Source organism: Fictibacillus phosphorivorans (genome assembly GCF_001619875.1).
GTDB classification, from domain to species: domain Bacteria; phylum Bacillota; class Bacilli; order Bacillales; family Fictibacillaceae; genus Fictibacillus; species Fictibacillus phosphorivorans_B.
In genome coordinates this window covers 198,157-215,746 of sequence record NZ_LRFC01000001.1, presented here as the reverse complement: position 1 = coordinate 215,746, position 17,590 = coordinate 198,157, and the positions used below count along the sequence as shown (strand labels likewise).

Below are 17,590 nucleotides of genomic sequence, written 5' to 3'. Positions count from 1 at the left end.
TACGCATTCTACATCACAAAAAAAACTCCTGTAAAAGGAGTTTTCGCCGAAATTTATTCTACCATCAAATAATGCATGCTGAACCAATTCTTTTCATCTACCCATACCTTTTTAGGAGTAAAACCGCAATCCCTCGCAATATCTTGAAATTCCTCAATCGTAAATTTATAAGAGTTTTCTGTTTGTATGGTTTCACCTTCTGCGAACGTTACGTGTTCGCTGCCGATGGTTATGGTTTGATTTTTGAGACTCACGAGATGCATTTCAATCCTGCCTTTTTCTGCGTGATAAAAAGCATGATGATGGAAATGTTCCAGGTTAAAATCTGCGAGGAGTTCTCTGTTTAGCCGGTTCAGCAAGTTGGTATTAAACTGACTCGTTATCCCTTTGCTGTCATTGTAAGCTGCGTTTAAGACAGCATGATCTTTTTTCATATCTACACCAATTAAAAGGCCACCGTTCGGTTTTAGGAAATCAGCCGTCATTTTTAGAAAGTTGACCCTCTCATGGGGTTCAAAGTTTCCAATTGTAGACCCTGGGAAGAAAACCGCCTTACGAGAAGATGTGAGTTTTGGTAGTTCAAACTTTTCCGTGTAATCGGCAGAAACAGCATGAACATGTAAGTGCGGATACTCGATTGAGAGTGCTCTTGCTGATTGATAGAGAAAATCTTTTGAGATGTCGATCGGTACATATTCTTTTAAATCAGGCATCGCCTCCAGCAGCGTTCTCACTTTTTCACTGCTGCCGCTTCCAAACTCAACGAGCGCTGTATCGGTGCCTATTGCAGAAGCCATCTCATCCCTATATTTATTTAAAATAAACAGCTCAGTGCGAGTCGGATAATACTCAGCGAGCATGGTAATGGCTTCAAACAGCTCTGAACCTTTCTTGTCATAAAAGTACTTAGGAGAGATGGTCTTATGCTCTGATCGTAATCCGTTTAGCACTTCACTGTACATATCAGTTTCAGGTTCGTTGCCAACGTGATAATGGACATTTGATTTTATCGTTTTCATGACTGGTCCTCCGCCAGACGGATGCCGCTAAACTGCCATCTTTTATCTGCTTGGAAAAAGTTTCGGTACGTTGGACGTATATGCGATCTAGACGTTACACATGAGCCACCTCGCAAAACCATCTGATTGCACATGAATTTGGCGTTATACTCACCAAGTGCCCCTTCAAGCGGCTTGCTTTGAGGGTAAGAAGTATACGGGCTACTCGTCCATTCCCACACATCTCCGTATGCTTTTTTAATCGGCGACTTCGAATGCGTCTCACCAACGACTGGATGATACGTTTCACTCTCAACAAAATTGCCTTCTAACGGGATGGAACCAATCGCATGCTCCCACTCCGCTTCAGTCGGCAGCCGCTTCCCGCTCCATCTTGCAAATGCATCTGCTTCGTAAAAACTTACATGACAAACGGGTTCGTCCAAATTTAATTTTTTTTCACCGGTTAATGTAAACGTGTACCAGCCATCCTCCGTTTTTCGCCAATAAAGAGGGTGTTTCCACTTCTCTTTTTTGACTGCTGCCCAGCCGTCAGAAAGCCAATGTTCCGGCTGATCATACCCTCCCGCTTCTATGAATGAAAGGTACTCTCCGTTTCTTACGGGATGAGAGGCTAGCTGATAAGCATTCAGCCAAACTTTATGTCGAGGACGCTCATTATCGAACGAGAACCCTGTGCCTGTAAAGCCGATCTCCACAAGGCCGCCTTCTATGTTTACATAGGATGTCTGTGATTGAGATTCTTGCTGATGGGCAGATACCATTTCTGTATATTGTGGAAGCAATGGATTACAGCTGAAGTTATATTTCACATCAGTTAAAAGGAGCTCTTGATGCTGCTGCTCATGCTGAAGGCCAATCTCGATCAAATCTTCTATCTCTTGCGGCACGTGCTCTCCATATTCTTTTAAAAGAGATAGAATTCCTTCATTTACATGAGCCCGGTACGCATACACTTCATTCATTGATGGTCTTGAAAGCACACCACGGGAATGTCTAGGGTGATAGGAACCAATGGTTTCATAGTAAGAATTGAAAAGATAATCAAATTTCGGATTAAAAGGGACGTAAGAGGGGTTCTTTTCTTTTAATATGAACCGTTCAAAAAACCAAGTTGTGTGGGCAAGATGCCACTTTGGAGGACTTACGTCAGGCATGGCCTGAATCATTGTATCTTCGTTCTGCAGTTTGGACGCCAGTTTTTCAGATAATGACCTGATCTTAATAAATTGCTCGCTTAACCGTTCGACTGCTACATGCTCGATCGCCATAAAAATCCTCCCTTTTTTAGCTGCTGCTTTTTACCACATTGCCTTCTGCCGGAATAGGATGTTCTTTTAATAGCTTTGCAAAGTGAATCAGATTGTACGTCATTATTCGGTTGTGCTGCATCGTAAATTCATTTTGGCTTCCTTTCGCTTCTATATAAGAAGGTCCTGGACCTGCTTCACCAACCCAATATGTATCTACATTCGGCGGAATCGTAAAACCGATGTGCGACAAGCCATAAAGAATAGAAGCACTCGCATGTTTTGCTCCATCTTCGTTTCCCGTCACTACCACACCTGCCACCTTGTTATAGAATATATATTGGCCTTGCTCGTTCGTCATGCCACTTGCTCCATAAAGCCTTTCGATGGCCTGTGTTGCAAGACTGCTCTTTTCACCAAGCCACAGTGGAATATATCTGCAGCTTTCACTTTTTCAAGTATCTCCGGCCATTGGTCTCCACCGCCTTCATCAGCGGTTACACCATAGGCGATCCTGTAATCGGCTAGCCTAACCATTTCAGTCTGAATATCGTTGTCGTTAAAGATAGAGACAGCTTCGTTCAATAAGCTCTCTGTATTCGAGACTTCTTCACTGCTTTTAAGGGAAGCGTTCAGCAGAAGTGCTTTGATCATCAAAATACCTCCTAATAAGAACCATATTAAAGTATAAATAGCCGAATATTAATAAATTAAAACAATCTACATGAATTCTTAACAAGTTGCAGGGAAGATCGAATGGTGGACTCTTTGAGTTAAAAACAAAAAATAAACGCCTTTCGACAAAAGCCAAGTCAATCAAACCAAAAGAAAGAAGGCACCTTAACAAGGCGCCTTCCAATCAATCATATATTAATCTCTCAGGAACTTGCGGTCAAAGATGAACGGTCCAAACGGCAATACGGATGATACTAATGCTAAAAACGCACGCATGATCGGCCATTTCTTGACATTGTAAACGTACAGAATGGCTAGGATATAGAGCACGAACAACAGACCGTGCAGAGCACCAACGATCGATACAGCTAGCGGTTGGTCCAAGAAGTATTTTAGGGGCATTGCAATAAACAGAAGGATTAGAAAAGACGCGCCCTCCAGATATCCAACTGTTCTTAACGTTTTTAACGGGTTCATATATGAATTACCTCCATAATCACGATTCTACCTATAGTTTTATCATAAGTGGGGTGAATCTAGACTTCATAACCCTTACTATTGTGTGAACAAATGAAAAGAAAATAGTTGGGGTCAGACCCCCAACTATTTATCTTTTCTTTCGTTTTCGGCCATTCACCTAGAGAGTTTGCTCAATTTCTACTAAATCAAACAGGCCTTTTTAGTTTCCAGCCTTTTTTTTCATTTCCTTAATGATCTCTTTATATGGTGTATTCTCTACACCATCGTATCGCGAAACCACTTTTCCATCTTTGTTTACTAGGAAAAATGCGGTCGCATGGATGAACTGATCGGAATTAGGATCAGCCACTACAGGTGTTTTGAATGAATCTCTCGCTAATTGTTCAATTTGCTTTTGGTCATATCCTCCAAGAAAGTGCCAATTTGAAAAATCCGCATCGTAATTCTCACCAAACTTCGTTAATGCTGCTGCGTCATCTCTTTTGGGATCAATGGAGAACGAAACAAACTCTACTTCGACCTTCTCTTCTTTAGCCATTTGCTGAAGCTTAGCCATATGTGCTGTCATCGGCGGACAGACCGTTTCGCAGTTCGTGAAGATGAAATTGGTCATCCACACTTTTCCCTCCAGGTCCGACAAACCAAATGACTGGCCGTCTTGATCTTTAAAAGTAAACGACTGAACGTCCCAGTCTAAGGCCTGGGACGTTTCTTTGCTTTCGCTATTTTGTTCATGATTCTTATGGTTTTCATGCTCGTCGTGTGATCCACCTGAGCCGCATGCTGACAAAAGTATTACCGTTGTCAAAACGAGTCCAAACATCAACATTATTTTTTTCATAATCGGTCACCTCTAACCATTCTGTTCTTTTTCTATGATAGCCATGCTTGAAGTGGTTTTACCCTAGGTATTACAAATCGATCCAGTAAGAATACGAAGATAAAAGATATACCTGCAAGTGGCATGATGATGCCTGTAATGATCATGACTATGATGATCCAAGGCTTAAGTTTTTTATCTGATTTTCTAGGTACTCCTAATTTTCCAGAAGGCTTACGTTTCTTCCACATGATTAGTGAAAAGATGACGATTGCCACTAATCCAAGGGCAGCAACTGTACCTAAAAGCTGGTTAGCTAGTCCAAAATAATGGCCCTCATGGAGAGCAATTCCTATTGAAATTGATTTTGCCATCCAACCGTAATCGCTAAACCTGATATCTTCTACGATTTTTCCATTATACTGGTTAAAATAAACAGTCGCTTCATTTTCAGGCTTATCTCTTGAAGAGGCAACGGTAAATACTCCATCTTCCCCTTCTGGCAATGAGATTGTATATGGCTTCTGAATATTACTCTCTTGAGCAAGATACATGACTTGATCCACCGAAAGTGATCCTGTATCTTTTTCTGACGTTGGAGCAGGGTTGTTCTCTGTTGCCCAAGGAATATCTTCTGCGATCTCATCTGTTGTCTTTTCAGCTTTTGGCGCCATGAATGCATACGTTGGATATCCAGCATTTGCAGATGTCGCGAGCTTGTTGATTTGCTCACCCATTACACCTGACCATGGGAGACCTGTTATGATTAGGATTAGAATCATCAGTGAAAGCCAAAACGCTGTAACCGCATGAAGATCTCGCCAGAACATACGTCCATTCTTCTTTAATCTCGGAAAAATTGTTCCCATGAACGTCTTTTTATTTCTTGGCCACCAAATGTAAAGACCCGTTATTAAAATAATTATTGTCCAGCATGCAGCGAGTTCTACCAATCTGTTGATAAACGTTCCTCCAACAATCCATTCGCTGTGAAGCTTTGCAACAACGTTCTTAAAATGTTCTTCATCTAAAATCGTACCGGTAATTGAAGCAGTGTATGGGTTTACGTAAACCTGTGTAACCACATCATCTTCTATCACTTTTACTAAAGTAGCTCTGTTTTCTTCTTTCGGAAGTCGAATGGAACCAATTTCAGCTTTTGGATACTTCTCTTTAACGGCATTCACCTGCTGTGATAGTGGAAGTTCTTGATCCGCAGCTTGAACAATTAGTTTATCTTTATAGATCATCGACTCAATTTCCGCTTGATACAAATACAATGCGCCGCTAATGGCAAGTAAGATTAAAAATGGTGCAAAAACGATTCCGCCATAAAAATGCCATCTCCAAAATGTTTGGTAAAGACTATTTGATTTTTTTGATGGATTTCTGTTGTTTTCTGGTAGCTGTTGAGCAGTTGCTTGCATGATTAAATTCTCCTTATTCTTACTCGATATGGAAAAGTATAATCAACAAACTTGAAATGGTAATCACTCTAAAGGGTGATTAACCATGAAAAATGTATCAAATGTTTGAAGAACAATCTCAAACGATACCGTTATCGTAGGCGTAACTTGCTAGTTGAACGCGGTTTTCGAGTTGCAGCTTTCCTAAAATATTCTTCATATGTGTTTTCACGGTGTTCTCGGAAATGTTGAGTTCTTTGGATATTTCTTTATTGGAATGCCCTTTTGCCACTAGCTGCAACACCTCCTGTTCTCTAACAGAAAGAGATTGTTCAGCTTGTCCATCCTTTTTGAATTCTTTCCAAATGCGAAAAGCCATCTCCTTGGACATTGGTATTTCATCCATAGCATAAGCTTTTAGCCCGTTTAACATATCTTCTGTATTTAAATTTTTCAGAAGATACCCTTGAGCTCCGCGCTTTAGCGCCTCAAACCAGTCTGTGATGTCATAGGAAACGGTCATAATCACTATTTTTACGGTCGGAAACTGCTTCTTGATTTCTTTCGTCGCTTCAAAACCGTTCATTTTTGGCATGGAGATGTCCATTAAGACAAGATCAGGAAGTAGAGCCTTTGTCTTTTCAACTGCCTGTACGCCGTTCGAGGCTTCTCCCACAATTTCAAACTCTGTCTGATCCTCAAGAATCTCTTTAACTCCTTCACGTGCAAGATGATGGTCATCAACAAGCAGTAATCGAATTGGCTTTGTCATTCTTTCTCCTCCTTTTCAATCGTCACCGTCGTTTTCCCGGGGATGCTATCAATCGTTAACTTCCATTCCATTGAACAAGCTCTGTCTTGTATGATTTTTAGCCCAAATCCATCCGTTGTTTGACTCCTGTCAAAACCTGCTCCTTTATCCATGATGGTGCAGATCCAACCTTTTGGGGTGCTCGTAGTGTTTAACCACACTTCGTTCGTACCTGCGTGTTTGATTACATTAATGATTGCTTCTCGGACACAAGCAAATAATTCTATTTTTTCCTTAGATGATAAATCATCATCTTTTAAACTCCATTCGCGATAAATCTTAAGATTATATTGACTCTCCATCTCATTAAGAAATTTATTTAATGAACGTGTCCACGAAATATCAGCTTGTGCCGGTAAGTTGCGAAGATTTTGGATGGCACTTCGGGTATCATCGTGAATGTGCTGTAGCGTTTTTTTAAGTTTGTTATAAGATTTATCGTCCTTAGTAAACTTACTTCCCATCTTATTTACTTGAACGGAAAGAAAAAACAAGGATTGTGCAATTCCGTCATGCAATTCTTTTGCAATTTTCTCTCTTTCTTCTAATACCGCTTTCTCAGACCGCTCTCTTTGAAGCTCTTGCTGCATACGCTCTAGTCTTCCGAACAAAATGTTCAAAAAATAGAGAGTAACAAGAAATACGATTATGGCCGATAACCAATTCCCCGTGTTCATGGATATATAAGGCAACAGCACGGTATGCCTCACATATTCCCATAACCCCACTGATATTGTTGGAATAAGAAGTATCAGCCACTTTATTTGTCTGTATGTCATCCGGCGGACTTCCTTTCTAGTCTTTCTTATCATATAAATATTTTAAATAATACCATAAAAAAACCGACGTCATGTACGTCGGTCAGTCAGCTAATCCCCGCATTCTTTTTCAGTCTTTCCGCAATCTGCATAAAATCCTCATGTGAGATGCCAGGTGCAAACTCCTCAGAGATGGAACGTAATTCAGGCATTGGAGCACCTTCTGGAGCACCGATCACCGTTTCAAGTGGGCCGCCTAAAGGATGCTGGCCTGCCCAGATTAAAGCAATATCCCTATAGTCTGTATCACTGAACGTATACAGCTTTCTGTGTACACCTTGTGCCTCAAACTTGCGCGTCGTTTCGAAGGCAGAGTTCTCTAGGTCAGGTACAGGAAGCATCTTTTTAATATCAACACCCGTTACCATCTCGATCGCCTTTGCATAAGCCAAAACGTGAACGCCTCCCCGAACGAGAAGATATCCGATCATCTCACGAGCTACAGGGTTACTCGTCATCTCATAAACTCTCATCTTATGTGTACGAGCACCGCACTCTAAGAAGAAGTTGTGCAAAAGATCTAGTAATAAATTGCCGCTGCTGAACACATAATCCCCATTCCACGCTTTTCCCATGGAATCAAACGGAAATGATGTTTGTGCAGTCGCAATAAAATGCTGTGTGTTTCTTTTGTCTTTCGCCGCTTCCATCGGTGCTGAATTTACATCTCCAGGGTGTGTTGTTCCATAAATCATCATGTTGATTGTATGCGAAACGAGTTCAACATGACCAAACTCTTCTGCTGTGATACTCGAAACGAGATCGAAAAACGGCTTCAGCTTGCCTCTTTTTCTAAAATTAAACGACTGATACATATAGTTATTGAGTGTAGACATCTCACCAAATCGTCCACCTAACAATTCTTGAACAGCTGCTGCTGCATTGGCATCAGGGTTGGTCGGGGTCGGCAGTTCAATAGCTAGTCTGTTAAAGCGTTTAATCATCAAGCTACCTCCTCACGATTGCATGTCGTTTAAGGGTATGTGGCCTGTTGATTGTACTATTCCGACTTTCTCAAAAGCTATTGAGCTATTACTATATGGTGATGGATAGAAAATACCGGCTCAGAATTTGTCGAGTACTGTAGACTCGTGGATAAATAGCCGAAACTTTTTGATTGAGGGGTAAAACTCGTGGATAAAATGCCTAAATTTCTGGATAAAGACTGCTTTTTTTGGATTCAAAACCATAATGAGTTCTAAATACCCCAATTGGTATCATTTAAAATCCCTTCTGAAGCTAATCAGAAGGGACTTTTTAGGAATATTTAGCGGCTTCTCAACAAAATGCTCAACTTCGCTTCGGTTTACCTCCCACGCCCCAATGCTTGTTAGGAACTTCTTGTATCAGCACGCGGACTTGTTCTATTTTCACATCCAGACTTTCGGCAGCAGCGACAGTTAACGTTTCCATCAACTCGCTCAACTGTTCATCACTCCGCCCTTCAATCACATGTACATGAATAATAGGCATCTAGCTCTCCACCTATTTCACATATCGAGACGATAAGGTAACAGAGCCTAATCCCTCAAACTGAGCAACGATCGTGTCATCCATATCAAAAGCAACGGCTTCTGACAACGCACCGCTTAAGACGATGTCTCCCTTTTTCAACCCTTCACCGCGCTGTGCAAGCTTTTGAACCGCCCAGGCAACCGCTTCAGCTGGATGTCCAAGAACCGCAGATCCCGCACCAGTCGTGGCCATCTCTCCGTTTTTACTCATCACCATCCCAATGCTCGCCAAATCCAAGTCATCTGGTTTTACCATCTTGCTTCCTAAAATCAGTTTCGCCGATGAACAGTTGTCTGCCACTACATCTGGAAGGGTAAAGCGGAAATCTTTATAACGGCTATCGATCACTTCAATCGCAGCTGCAACAAACTTTGCAGCTCTCATAACATCAGACGCTTTTACGTGTTCACCACTTAAATCCTCACCCATAATAAAAGCAATCTCAGGTTCTGCTTTCGGATGGATGAGACGGTGCTGCTGAAGCGGCTCCCATTCTAATGCAAGCATGTCACTCAGCAAATATCCGTAGATTGCTTCATGAACGCCCATCATCTCTTGCTTCGCTTTACTTGTTAACCCAAGTTTTATTCCTAAACGCTTTGTGTTCGTCTTCTCCATTCGTCTTTCAATCAGCTGTTTTTGAAGGTCATACGCTTCTTCAATCGATAGATCAGGATATTGATCGGTGATCTTAACAACTTCTTTCACATCACTTTCAGCGCGTAAAAGATAATCAACCACTTCCACTTTTGACTGGTTTGTTACCGTCATGCTCTACACCTCCTGTTTTGCTTTCTGTTGAAGTTCAGCGGCGACTTCTAATATAAGATCTTCCTGCCCGCCGACTGCTTTTCGTTTTCCTAATTCTATTAAAATATCCCTTGGATCCAAGCCAAACCTTTTACCCGCGCGTTCAGCGTGCAGCAGAAAGCTTGAATAAACACCTGCATATCCCATCGCTAAACTGCCTTTACGAATTTCCTGCGATCCTGGCAGCATCGGTCCGATTACGTCTTCTGCCAAATCCATCATTTTATAAAGGTCGATGCCCGTTTCCATTCCCATTCGGTCAAGAACAGCAAGCAATACTTCTGTTTGCGTATTCCCTGCTCCTGCGCCTAAACAGCGAACACTTCCATCGATACGTGTCGCTCCTTCTTCAATCGCAACAAGTGTATTGGCAACGGCTACTGATAAATTGTTATGTGCGTGAAATCCGACTTCAATATCAAGTGATTCCCGCAAAGCCGCAATTCTTTCTTTTACTTCGTGCGGTAATAATGCTCCGGCTGAATCCGTCACATACACACCTTGTGCACCATAAGACTCCATCAACTTCGCTTGTTCCACGAGCTTTTCAACAGGCGCAGAATGGGCCATCATCAAGAAACCCATCACTTCCATACCAAGTTCTCGTGCCATATGAATATGTTGAGCGGATACATCAGCTTCTGTCACATGTGTCGCCACACGGACAAGACTCGCTCCTAACCTTCTCGCTTGCTTAATCTCATGAACCGTTCCGATACCAGGCAGCAAAAGAACGGCAACTTTCGCCTGTTTACACACACCAGCTGCTGTTTCAATCAGTTTCATCTCATCCACAAGCGACTTTCCATACTGAAGTGTTGAGCCTCCCAAACCATCTCCGTGGCTGACCTCAATGTAATGCATACCCGCTTCATCAAGCGCTTTTGCTGCATCGTACACTTGCTTTTCGGTAAACTGATGAGCCATCACATGACTGCCATCACGAAGACAGACTTCTGTAAACTTTAGCGGCAACGAGCTATTTCTTTTCATGTGCCGTCACCGCCTTCTCTATTTTTTCCTGTCCTAAGAGATGCTTGGCTACCATTTCTCCAGCTTGCTTTGCGGCTGCTGTCATGATATCAAGATTCCCTGCGTATTTCGGAAAATAATCTCCGGCACCCTCTACTTCTACAAAAACCGTAATACGATTTCCATCAAATAGCGGCTCCTGTTTTAACCGGTATCCAGGTACATAGCTCTGCACCTTTTTCTCCATATCTAAAATAGCCGCTCTAATTTTCTCTTCATCAACCTGTTTCACTTCACAATAGACCGTCGCTCTCATTAGAATCGGAGGATCAGCCGGGTTTAAGATAATTATAGCTTTTCCGTTATCCGCTCCTCCAACTTCTTCGATTCCACGCCGTGTTGTGATCGTAAATTCATCAATGTTTGCACGCGTACCTGGACCTGCACTTAGAGATGAGATCGTTGCTACAATTTCACCATATGAAACGTCAGCAGCTTCATTTATTGCTTGAATCATCGGAATCGTAGCTTGTCCGCCACACGTAATCATATTGATGTTTTGAGATTCTATATGTTCACCTGAATTAACAGGCGGACACACGAAAGGTCCGACTGCAGCAGGTGTCAGATCGATCACTGTTTTTCCCATATCCTTTAAAATTTCAGCATGCCGTATGTGAGCATTAGCTGACGTTGCATCAAAAATGATGTCTGCTAACTCTGGGCGTTCAATAAAGTCATCGATTCCGTTCGTAAATACTCGGTAGCCTGCAGAATTTGCTCGTCTTAAACCGTCAGATTCAGAATCAATTCCGATCATTGCCGTTAGTTCTAAATATTCACTTTTTTGAAGCTTGTACATCAGATCCGTACCGATATTTCCCGAACCAATTATTGCTGCTTTAATCTTTTTCAATGTATTAGGTCCTTTCTGCACAGTTTTTAATCCCGAAATGAGATAGTTACTGAACCTAGTTTTCCAAAAGAGGCAGTCACTTCATCTCCTGAATCTACGTCGATCGCAGCAGACAGTGCACCTGGCAGAATCAATTCTCCCGCTTTTAATGAAATGTTGTAGTCTGCTAGTTTATTAGCAAGCCATGCGACGGCATGTGCTGGATGACCAAGAGCTGCAGCTCCGGCACCTGTCGCGGTCACTTCACCATTCTTTAAAAGCGTCATGCTCAGTGTACGCAGATCAATCTGATCCATCTCGAAAAATGGTTTCCCTACAACGGCTCTAGCCGACGACCCGTTGTCAGCCACCGTATCCACAAGCTGAATTTTCCAATCTACTATTCTGCTATCTATGATTTCAAGCGCAGGAACGATCGCTTCTGTTGCCATCAGCACATCCACGTATGTCACATTCGGACCCCGTAAGTCTTCTTTTAAAATAAAGCCGATCTCCGCTTCTGCTTTCGGTTTAATAAAATCTTTTTTGCTGAGCACACTGCCAGAATCAACCTTCATATGATCAAGCAGATGACCGTAATCAGGCTCATCCACACCAAGCATATTTTGCATCGCCTTACTCGTAAGCCCTACCTTTTTCCCAATCACCACACGACCTTCATCAAGCTTTCTCTCAACCCACTCAAGCTGAATTTCATATGAATCTCTTACCGAAAGCTCAGGATAACGAGTGGATAGTGGCTCTACTGGAGTCAGTTTTTCTTCTGCTACTAAAAGTTCTTCAGTTAATTTAGAAATCACTTGTTTCTGCATCTTTACTTCCTCCTTTCTGTTTTAAACGCTGTTTTTCGCATTTCTTGATGCTCTTGAAAGTAGTTGATTTCCGCTCCAGGTTGCTCGCTTTCCGCGGGGCAGGCGGTGAGCCACATTTGTACGTTTCACTCTTAAGTGTCTCACCTGCCCGCCTGTCCCGCAGGAGTCTCGCACCTTGCGCTCCAATCAACTTATCAAAGTAGGTAATTGAACAAATTGCCTTTAAAGTAACTGTCTTTTTCATATAGCAAAACGCGATTGGAATCCAATCACGTTTTACACAAATCTATAACTTCATCGTTATCGTCTTCGCCTCTGAATAAAACTCAAAGCTGTGTCTCCCGCCTTCACGCCCGATTCCGCTTGCCTTCGAACCACCAAACGGCGTACGCAAGTCACGTATGTACCAGCAGTTCACCCACAAAAGGCCAGAATCAACAGCAGCCGAAACACGTTGAGCACGGCGTAAATCGTTTGTCCAAACAACACCCGCCAACCCATACTGTGAATCATTTGCAATAGCAATTGCCTCTTCTTCTGTTTTAAACGGTATGACCACAAGTACAGGCCCAAAAATCTCCTCTTGCGCCACACGCCATTTGTTGTTCACATCGTATAAAACAGTTGGTTCAAAGAAGTTTCCGTTTCCGAGACCCTCAACCCTTTTACCTCCGCAAGCAAGCTTAGCTCCTTCTTTAATCCCGATATCCACATACGTTTCTACGGTCTCTAAGTGACTTTTTGACACGAGTGCACCCATGTCTGTATCTTTCTGAGTAGGGTCGCCTACTTTAATCTTTTTTACTGCGTCCACAAACTTGTCCATAAACTGATCGTAGATGCTTTCTTGTAGAAGCAGACGGGAACCGGCAAGACAGATCTCCCCTTGATTTCGATAGATCGCATCAATCGACCCTTTTACCGCTTCATCAAGATCCGCATCTTCAAAAACGATGTTTGCCGACTTTCCTCCTAATTCTAGAGAAACCGGAATCAAGTTTTCAGCAGCATTTCTCATAATCGTTTTCCCCGTGTTAGATTCACCAACAAATGAGATGCGGCGGACGTTCGGGTCAGTCGTCATCGCAGCACCCATCGTGCTTCCTGGTCCAGTAATGATGTTCAGTACACCAGGCGGAAGACCTGCTTGATTGGCAATATCCCCAAACATAACAGCAGAGAGCGGTGTGTAAGATGCGGGCTTAACGACAACCGTATTCCCAGCCGCTAGCGCTGCTGAAGCTTTCCATGTCATCTGCATGAACGGCAGATTCCAAGGGATGATCAGACTTGTAACCCCTGCCGGACTGTATTTGGCGTACGACATGATATTGTGTTTGTCGTAATGTTCACTCACCATGTACTTGGACATCTCAGCAAAAAAGCGGAAATTGGAGGCCGCACGCGGAATATCAAACCCACGGCTCTCTTTGATCGGCTTTCCTACGTCAAGCGTTTCAACCATCGCAAGTTCATCAACATTTTCCATAATAAGATCTGACATTCTACATAAAATATCGGATCGTTCTTCTATTGGCATCTTGCTCCAGACGCCGCTATCATAGGCATTTTTGGCAGATTGAATCGCTCGTTTGGCATCTTGTTCACTGCCGTTTGCAACAAGCGCTAATCTCTCATTTGTCGCGGGGTTGATGGATTTAAAGGTTTCACCCGAAAGTGCATCTACATAGTCTCCGTCAATGAACAATTTTGCGTTATTCACTTTTACTTGTTGCGTGAGGGTTTCTGCTTTCATTTGTTAGTCCCCCTTCTCTTCTTCGACTTCAACAATCATTTCAATTTCGATCGCCGTTCCCCCTGGCAGCTGTGCCATTCCGACTGCTGATCTGGCATGCTTTCCTTTCTCTCCAAAAACATCAACCAAAAGATCTGACGCACCGTTGATGACTTTTGGCTGATCGATAAAATCCTCCGTGCAATTCACGAATCCAAGAAGTTTTACAATGCGTTTTACTTTATTTAAACTTCCAACCTCGTTCTGAACGACTGCCAGCAAATTCAGCATGGATTGACGTGATGCTGCATATCCGTCCTCTACTGATAAGTCTTTTCCTAGCTTTCCATGATATTGATCGACACCTTGTCCCGCAGTAAATATAAGATTCCCCACTCTTACACAGCCAACATAGTTTCCAACAGCTCTTCGCACTTCTGGCAGCACGATTCCTAATGCTTCAAGTTTATCCTCCGGTGTTTGAATGACTTGCAACGGCTGCACCACGCTTTCTTTTTCCAAGTCCTAAGAAGTCAGCAGCGTTTCCGCCAAACATCGCTTTACGCTGTTCATCCGTCAGCTCAATCGTTTCATCCAGGACTTTTCCGGGATTTACTTCACGCAATAAAAACGGATAATCTGAACCCATGAAGATCTTATCTGAACCAAATCGCTCCATCATATAGCGGATGTTCATCGGATCGTAATTTAACGAATCAAAATAAAACTGCTTAGCATAATGACTTGGCGGGTGTGTTGTCAGTCGAAGATGCGGCCACACCTGCCATCCTTGATCAAGGCGCGGAATCAAGTAAGGAAACGAACCACCGCCATGTGCAAAACAGATCTTGAGCTTAGGGAATTTCTCCATCATACCGCTCCAGATAAGTGAAGCTGCGGCTAATGCCGTTTCACTCGGCATCCCGATCGTATACATAAAGTTATGGCTTGGCATACGTTCTTTCCCAAGCGTTTCCCAAGGATGAATAAAGAGGGGCACTTCCCACTTTTCCGCCATCTCAAAAAACGGAATAAAGTCAGGATGATCAAGATTCTGTCCGTTTATATTTGTTCCGATTTCAATACCATGAAGACCAAGCTCGTTCTTACAGCGGTCCATCTCACGGATCGCCGTTTCTGAATCCTGCATCGGAACCGTTCCTAGACCAGCAAAGCGGTCGGGATATTCATTCACGGTTTGGGCTATAAAATCGTTCTGAATTCTTGCCATCATTTCCGCTTGTTCAGGTGGAGCCCAGTACGAGAATGTTACAGGAATCGGGGATAGCACTTGAATGTCTACCCCTTCCCGGTCCATGTCCTGAATCCGTTTTTTTGGATCCCACACCTGATCGGTAACATCTCTAAAATTTTTTCCGCCTACCATAATGGATGCGCCGCAAGCACAAGTCCGGTTTAATACCGGCCACCTTTCTCCACCATATTTTTCGGCAAAGTCAGGAAACGACTCTGGAATGATATGTGTGTGAAAGTCGATTCTTAGCACTTCCATTCCTCCACGTTTTCTGGCATTTGATAACCGCAGTCTTTACATAGACGAACTCGTTCATTTGAATTAAAGCTGTGGATTGCTTCTTTTACTTGTTTCTCAATATCACTCAATTGCACGGTCACGCGATGCATCTCAGAATCACATCGGTCACAGAACCAAACGAAGTCTTCAAGCTCTCCTTGTGCACGTTTACGCTCGATCACGAGACCATACGAATTCGCTACACGATGCGGCGAGTGCGGAACCATTGCCGGAAGCATGAAAACGTCTCCTTCTTTTACTTCAACCACTTCACGCTTACCGTGCTTATTAATGATCTCCACATAACAGCTTCCTTTGATTTGATAAAAGAACTCATCTGAAGGATCTACGTGAAAATCACGTCTTTTGTTCGGACCGCCTAAGATCATGGCGATAAATTCGGAATCTTGCCAGATCACTTTGTTGTTGACTGGGGGCTTGAGAAGATCTTTGTTTTCCTCGATCCATTTTAATAGGTTAAAAGATTTCAAAGTCGTTGTACTCATTATAATTACCTCCCTTTATTTAGCCAGCTTAGGCTGGTCCTTCACGAATTCATTTGTTACTGACAGTGCTTCATCAACCATTAAGAACTTCGCTTTTCTTTTATAACCGTTATAAAAGATGGCTCTCTTGCGGATTGGATCTCCTGTATAATAGCGCTCATACTGAACAAGACGCTGTCCGAAAGCTTCTCCGCAAAGATCCCATGCAAGCTTAAACAGCTTCACGCGTTCAAGTGAGTCAACCCCATCACGTCCTAAATAGTACTTATCTATCTCACTTCGGATTTCTGGAGCATTAAAGTCATTTCCTGTCGGTGACATGAGCAATCCGCCGGCACCGATAATTTGGATAACCTCAATCGCTCTAGGATACATTTTGGGAAGCATGCCACGTATGGTCTCAAGCGCTGCCGCGTTCGGCATCACTTCACCCGATGCTGTCGTTTCATACTCATATTCTGCTACTCTCAGCAACGAACGAATGACTTCTACATTTTGTACCAGCTCACCTAGATCGTTTTGCACGTTCAGGTAGCCGTCTACTCCAATAGAGTCTGCTAGTTTACAAGCGACTTCTGTTGCAAAAGCAAGTTTCACATAACCTCTTACACCTGACTGATGAGCAGGCTGTTGTGCAATGCCTGTCTTCGGATATAAAAGGTTAGCTGCTTCCACATTGTTGTAAAGAAACACGCGATCCCACGGTACAAGAACATCGTTGAATACGAGCAATGCATCCATTTCTTCAAATCTTGAAGCGAGTGGATGATCAAACTGTGAACGCTTGCCGTCCTGCATGGGTTCACGGCATATGAGCTTAAGTCCTGGCGTGTCCACTGGCACCGCAAATGCAAGTGCATAACGCTCATCACCAGGCGCAAAGCCTGGAAACGAATAGATGATAACTTCATCCGTAATTGGTGCTAGAGTTGCTAGCATCTTTGCTCCGCGAACAATCAAACCTTCTGGTGTCTCTTCTACTGCTCCAAGATGTGTAAACATGTCCTTTTGTCCATGTGAATTCTTGCTTCGATCGTTCTGCGGGTTAATGATCGCATGTGTTAAAAACAGATCGTTATCCCTAATAAAGTTGTAGTAATTTCTAATATTTACAGACCAATCGGGATTGTATTGATCGAGGAACCAGCCATTGTGGGCCATGCCTGTTACAACAACGTTCAGAAAATCAGGAGTTCGTCCCATCAGTCCAAAAGTAGATTTTGCATAGATCTCAAACAGCTGGCTGCGCGCCATCATTTCTTCATAGCTTGTCGGGTGTAAAAACGAGTTGTTAACCCTTTCACCCGTCTCTTTGCAAATATGTGTAATGGAATCTTGATATTGTGGATCGTGCTGCATGTCGTACAGTTTCGCGATCTCTTGAATCGGCTGATTAAAAACAGGTTCGCTTACAACATCAGTTACTCTCCTGCCTTCTAACCAGATTTCTGGTGAACGAGATTTTAAGGCTTGTATATATTGAGCACCAGTTCTAATTCCCATACCATATG

Annotated in this window: 18 protein-coding genes and 1 pseudogene; all 19 read right to left on the bottom strand. The window is 42.9% G+C overall.

Features of this window, described 5'->3' with window-relative positions; genetic code table 11:
* Positions 1 to 53: 53 nt before the first annotated feature.
* The 19 genes and pseudogenes from egtD to AWM68_RS00975 all read right to left on the bottom strand — a co-directional run bounded on the left by egtD (position 54) and on the right by AWM68_RS00975 (position 17,582).
* Complete coding sequence (egtD, locus tag AWM68_RS01065; protein WP_066236239.1) at positions 54 to 1,019, bottom strand: L-histidine N(alpha)-methyltransferase; 966 nt, start codon at positions 1,017 to 1,019, stop codon at positions 54 to 56.
* Positions 1,016 to 2,290 carry an ergothioneine biosynthesis protein EgtB gene (gene egtB / locus AWM68_RS01060; protein ID WP_066236238.1) on the bottom strand — a complete coding sequence of 425 codons (1,275 nt, stop codon included), beginning with the start codon at positions 2,288 to 2,290 and terminating at the stop codon, positions 1,016 to 1,018. The genes egtD and egtB overlap by 4 nt, the downstream gene beginning before the upstream one ends.
* Before the next feature lie 16 nt (positions 2,291 to 2,306).
* Positions 2,307 to 2,923, bottom strand: a pseudogene (locus AWM68_RS01055) (flavodoxin family protein).
* 216 nt (positions 2,924 to 3,139) lie between these two features.
* Positions 3,140 to 3,421, bottom strand: a complete 282-nt coding sequence (locus AWM68_RS01050; protein ID WP_066236237.1) for a DUF3817 domain-containing protein — start codon at positions 3,419 to 3,421, stop codon at positions 3,140 to 3,142.
* Positions 3,422 to 3,623: 202 nt separating this feature from the next.
* Entirely contained in the window at positions 3,624 to 4,265 is a 642-nt protein-coding gene (locus AWM68_RS01045) for an SCO family protein (protein ID WP_156488268.1), read from the bottom strand.
* Positions 4,266 to 4,297: 32 nt separating this feature from the next.
* A complete protein-coding gene (locus tag AWM68_RS01040; RefSeq protein WP_066236236.1) occupies positions 4,298 to 5,671 on the bottom strand; it encodes a PepSY-associated TM helix domain-containing protein in 1,374 nt (457 codons plus the stop codon).
* Positions 5,672 to 5,789: 118 nt separating this feature from the next.
* Positions 5,790 to 6,422, bottom strand: coding sequence for a response regulator (locus tag AWM68_RS01035; RefSeq protein ID WP_066236235.1), 633 nt, complete (start codon positions 6,420 to 6,422; stop codon positions 5,790 to 5,792).
* On the bottom strand, positions 6,419 to 7,240 hold the full coding sequence (locus AWM68_RS01030; protein WP_066236234.1) for a sensor histidine kinase: 822 nt from the start codon (positions 7,238 to 7,240) through the stop codon (positions 6,419 to 6,421). The genes AWM68_RS01035 and AWM68_RS01030 overlap by 4 nt, the downstream gene beginning before the upstream one ends.
* 86 nt (positions 7,241 to 7,326) lie before the next feature.
* Positions 7,327 to 8,223 carry a manganese catalase family protein gene (locus tag AWM68_RS01025; RefSeq protein ID WP_066236232.1) on the bottom strand — a complete coding sequence of 299 codons (897 nt, stop codon included), beginning with the start codon at positions 8,221 to 8,223 and terminating at the stop codon, positions 7,327 to 7,329.
* A gap of 346 nt (positions 8,224 to 8,569) precedes the next feature.
* On the bottom strand, positions 8,570 to 8,752 hold the full coding sequence (locus tag AWM68_RS01020; protein ID WP_066236231.1) for a 4-oxalocrotonate tautomerase: 183 nt from the start codon (positions 8,750 to 8,752) through the stop codon (positions 8,570 to 8,572).
* A 12-nt stretch (positions 8,753 to 8,764) separates the two neighbouring features.
* Positions 8,765 to 9,565 carry a 2-keto-4-pentenoate hydratase gene (locus AWM68_RS01015; protein WP_066236229.1) on the bottom strand — a complete coding sequence of 267 codons (801 nt, stop codon included), beginning with the start codon at positions 9,563 to 9,565 and terminating at the stop codon, positions 8,765 to 8,767.
* A gap of 3 nt (positions 9,566 to 9,568) precedes the next feature.
* On the bottom strand, positions 9,569 to 10,597 hold the full coding sequence (dmpG, locus tag AWM68_RS01010; RefSeq protein ID WP_066236227.1) for a 4-hydroxy-2-oxovalerate aldolase: 1,029 nt from the start codon (positions 10,595 to 10,597) through the stop codon (positions 9,569 to 9,571).
* Positions 10,584 to 11,492 (bottom strand): acetaldehyde dehydrogenase (acetylating), encoded by a 909-nt coding sequence (locus tag AWM68_RS01005; RefSeq protein ID WP_066237394.1) that lies wholly within the window; start codon positions 11,490 to 11,492, stop codon positions 10,584 to 10,586. Before AWM68_RS01005 ends, dmpG begins: the two co-directional genes overlap by 14 nt.
* A gap of 26 nt (positions 11,493 to 11,518) precedes the next feature.
* A complete protein-coding gene (locus AWM68_RS01000) occupies positions 11,519 to 12,304 on the bottom strand; it encodes a 2-keto-4-pentenoate hydratase (RefSeq protein ID WP_066236224.1) in 786 nt (261 codons plus the stop codon).
* Between the two features lie 286 nt (positions 12,305 to 12,590).
* Complete coding sequence (locus AWM68_RS00995; RefSeq protein WP_066236222.1) at positions 12,591 to 14,060, bottom strand: aldehyde dehydrogenase; 1,470 nt, start codon at positions 14,058 to 14,060, stop codon at positions 12,591 to 12,593.
* 3 nt (positions 14,061 to 14,063) lie between these two features.
* Complete coding sequence (locus tag AWM68_RS00990) at positions 14,064 to 14,534, bottom strand: RidA family protein (RefSeq protein ID WP_066236220.1); 471 nt, start codon at positions 14,532 to 14,534, stop codon at positions 14,064 to 14,066.
* Complete coding sequence (locus AWM68_RS00985; RefSeq protein WP_066236218.1) at positions 14,506 to 15,552, bottom strand: amidohydrolase family protein; 1,047 nt, start codon at positions 15,550 to 15,552, stop codon at positions 14,506 to 14,508. The genes AWM68_RS00990 and AWM68_RS00985 overlap by 29 nt, the downstream gene beginning before the upstream one ends.
* A complete protein-coding gene (gene nbaC / locus AWM68_RS00980; RefSeq protein ID WP_066236217.1) occupies positions 15,540 to 16,079 on the bottom strand; it encodes a 3-hydroxyanthranilate 3,4-dioxygenase in 540 nt (179 codons plus the stop codon). Before nbaC ends, AWM68_RS00985 begins: the two co-directional genes overlap by 13 nt.
* A gap of 15 nt (positions 16,080 to 16,094) precedes the next feature.
* Positions 16,095 to 17,582 carry a 4-hydroxyphenylacetate 3-hydroxylase family protein gene (locus tag AWM68_RS00975; RefSeq protein ID WP_066236214.1) on the bottom strand — a complete coding sequence of 496 codons (1,488 nt, stop codon included), beginning with the start codon at positions 17,580 to 17,582 and terminating at the stop codon, positions 16,095 to 16,097.
* Positions 17,583 to 17,590 lie beyond the last annotated feature (8 nt).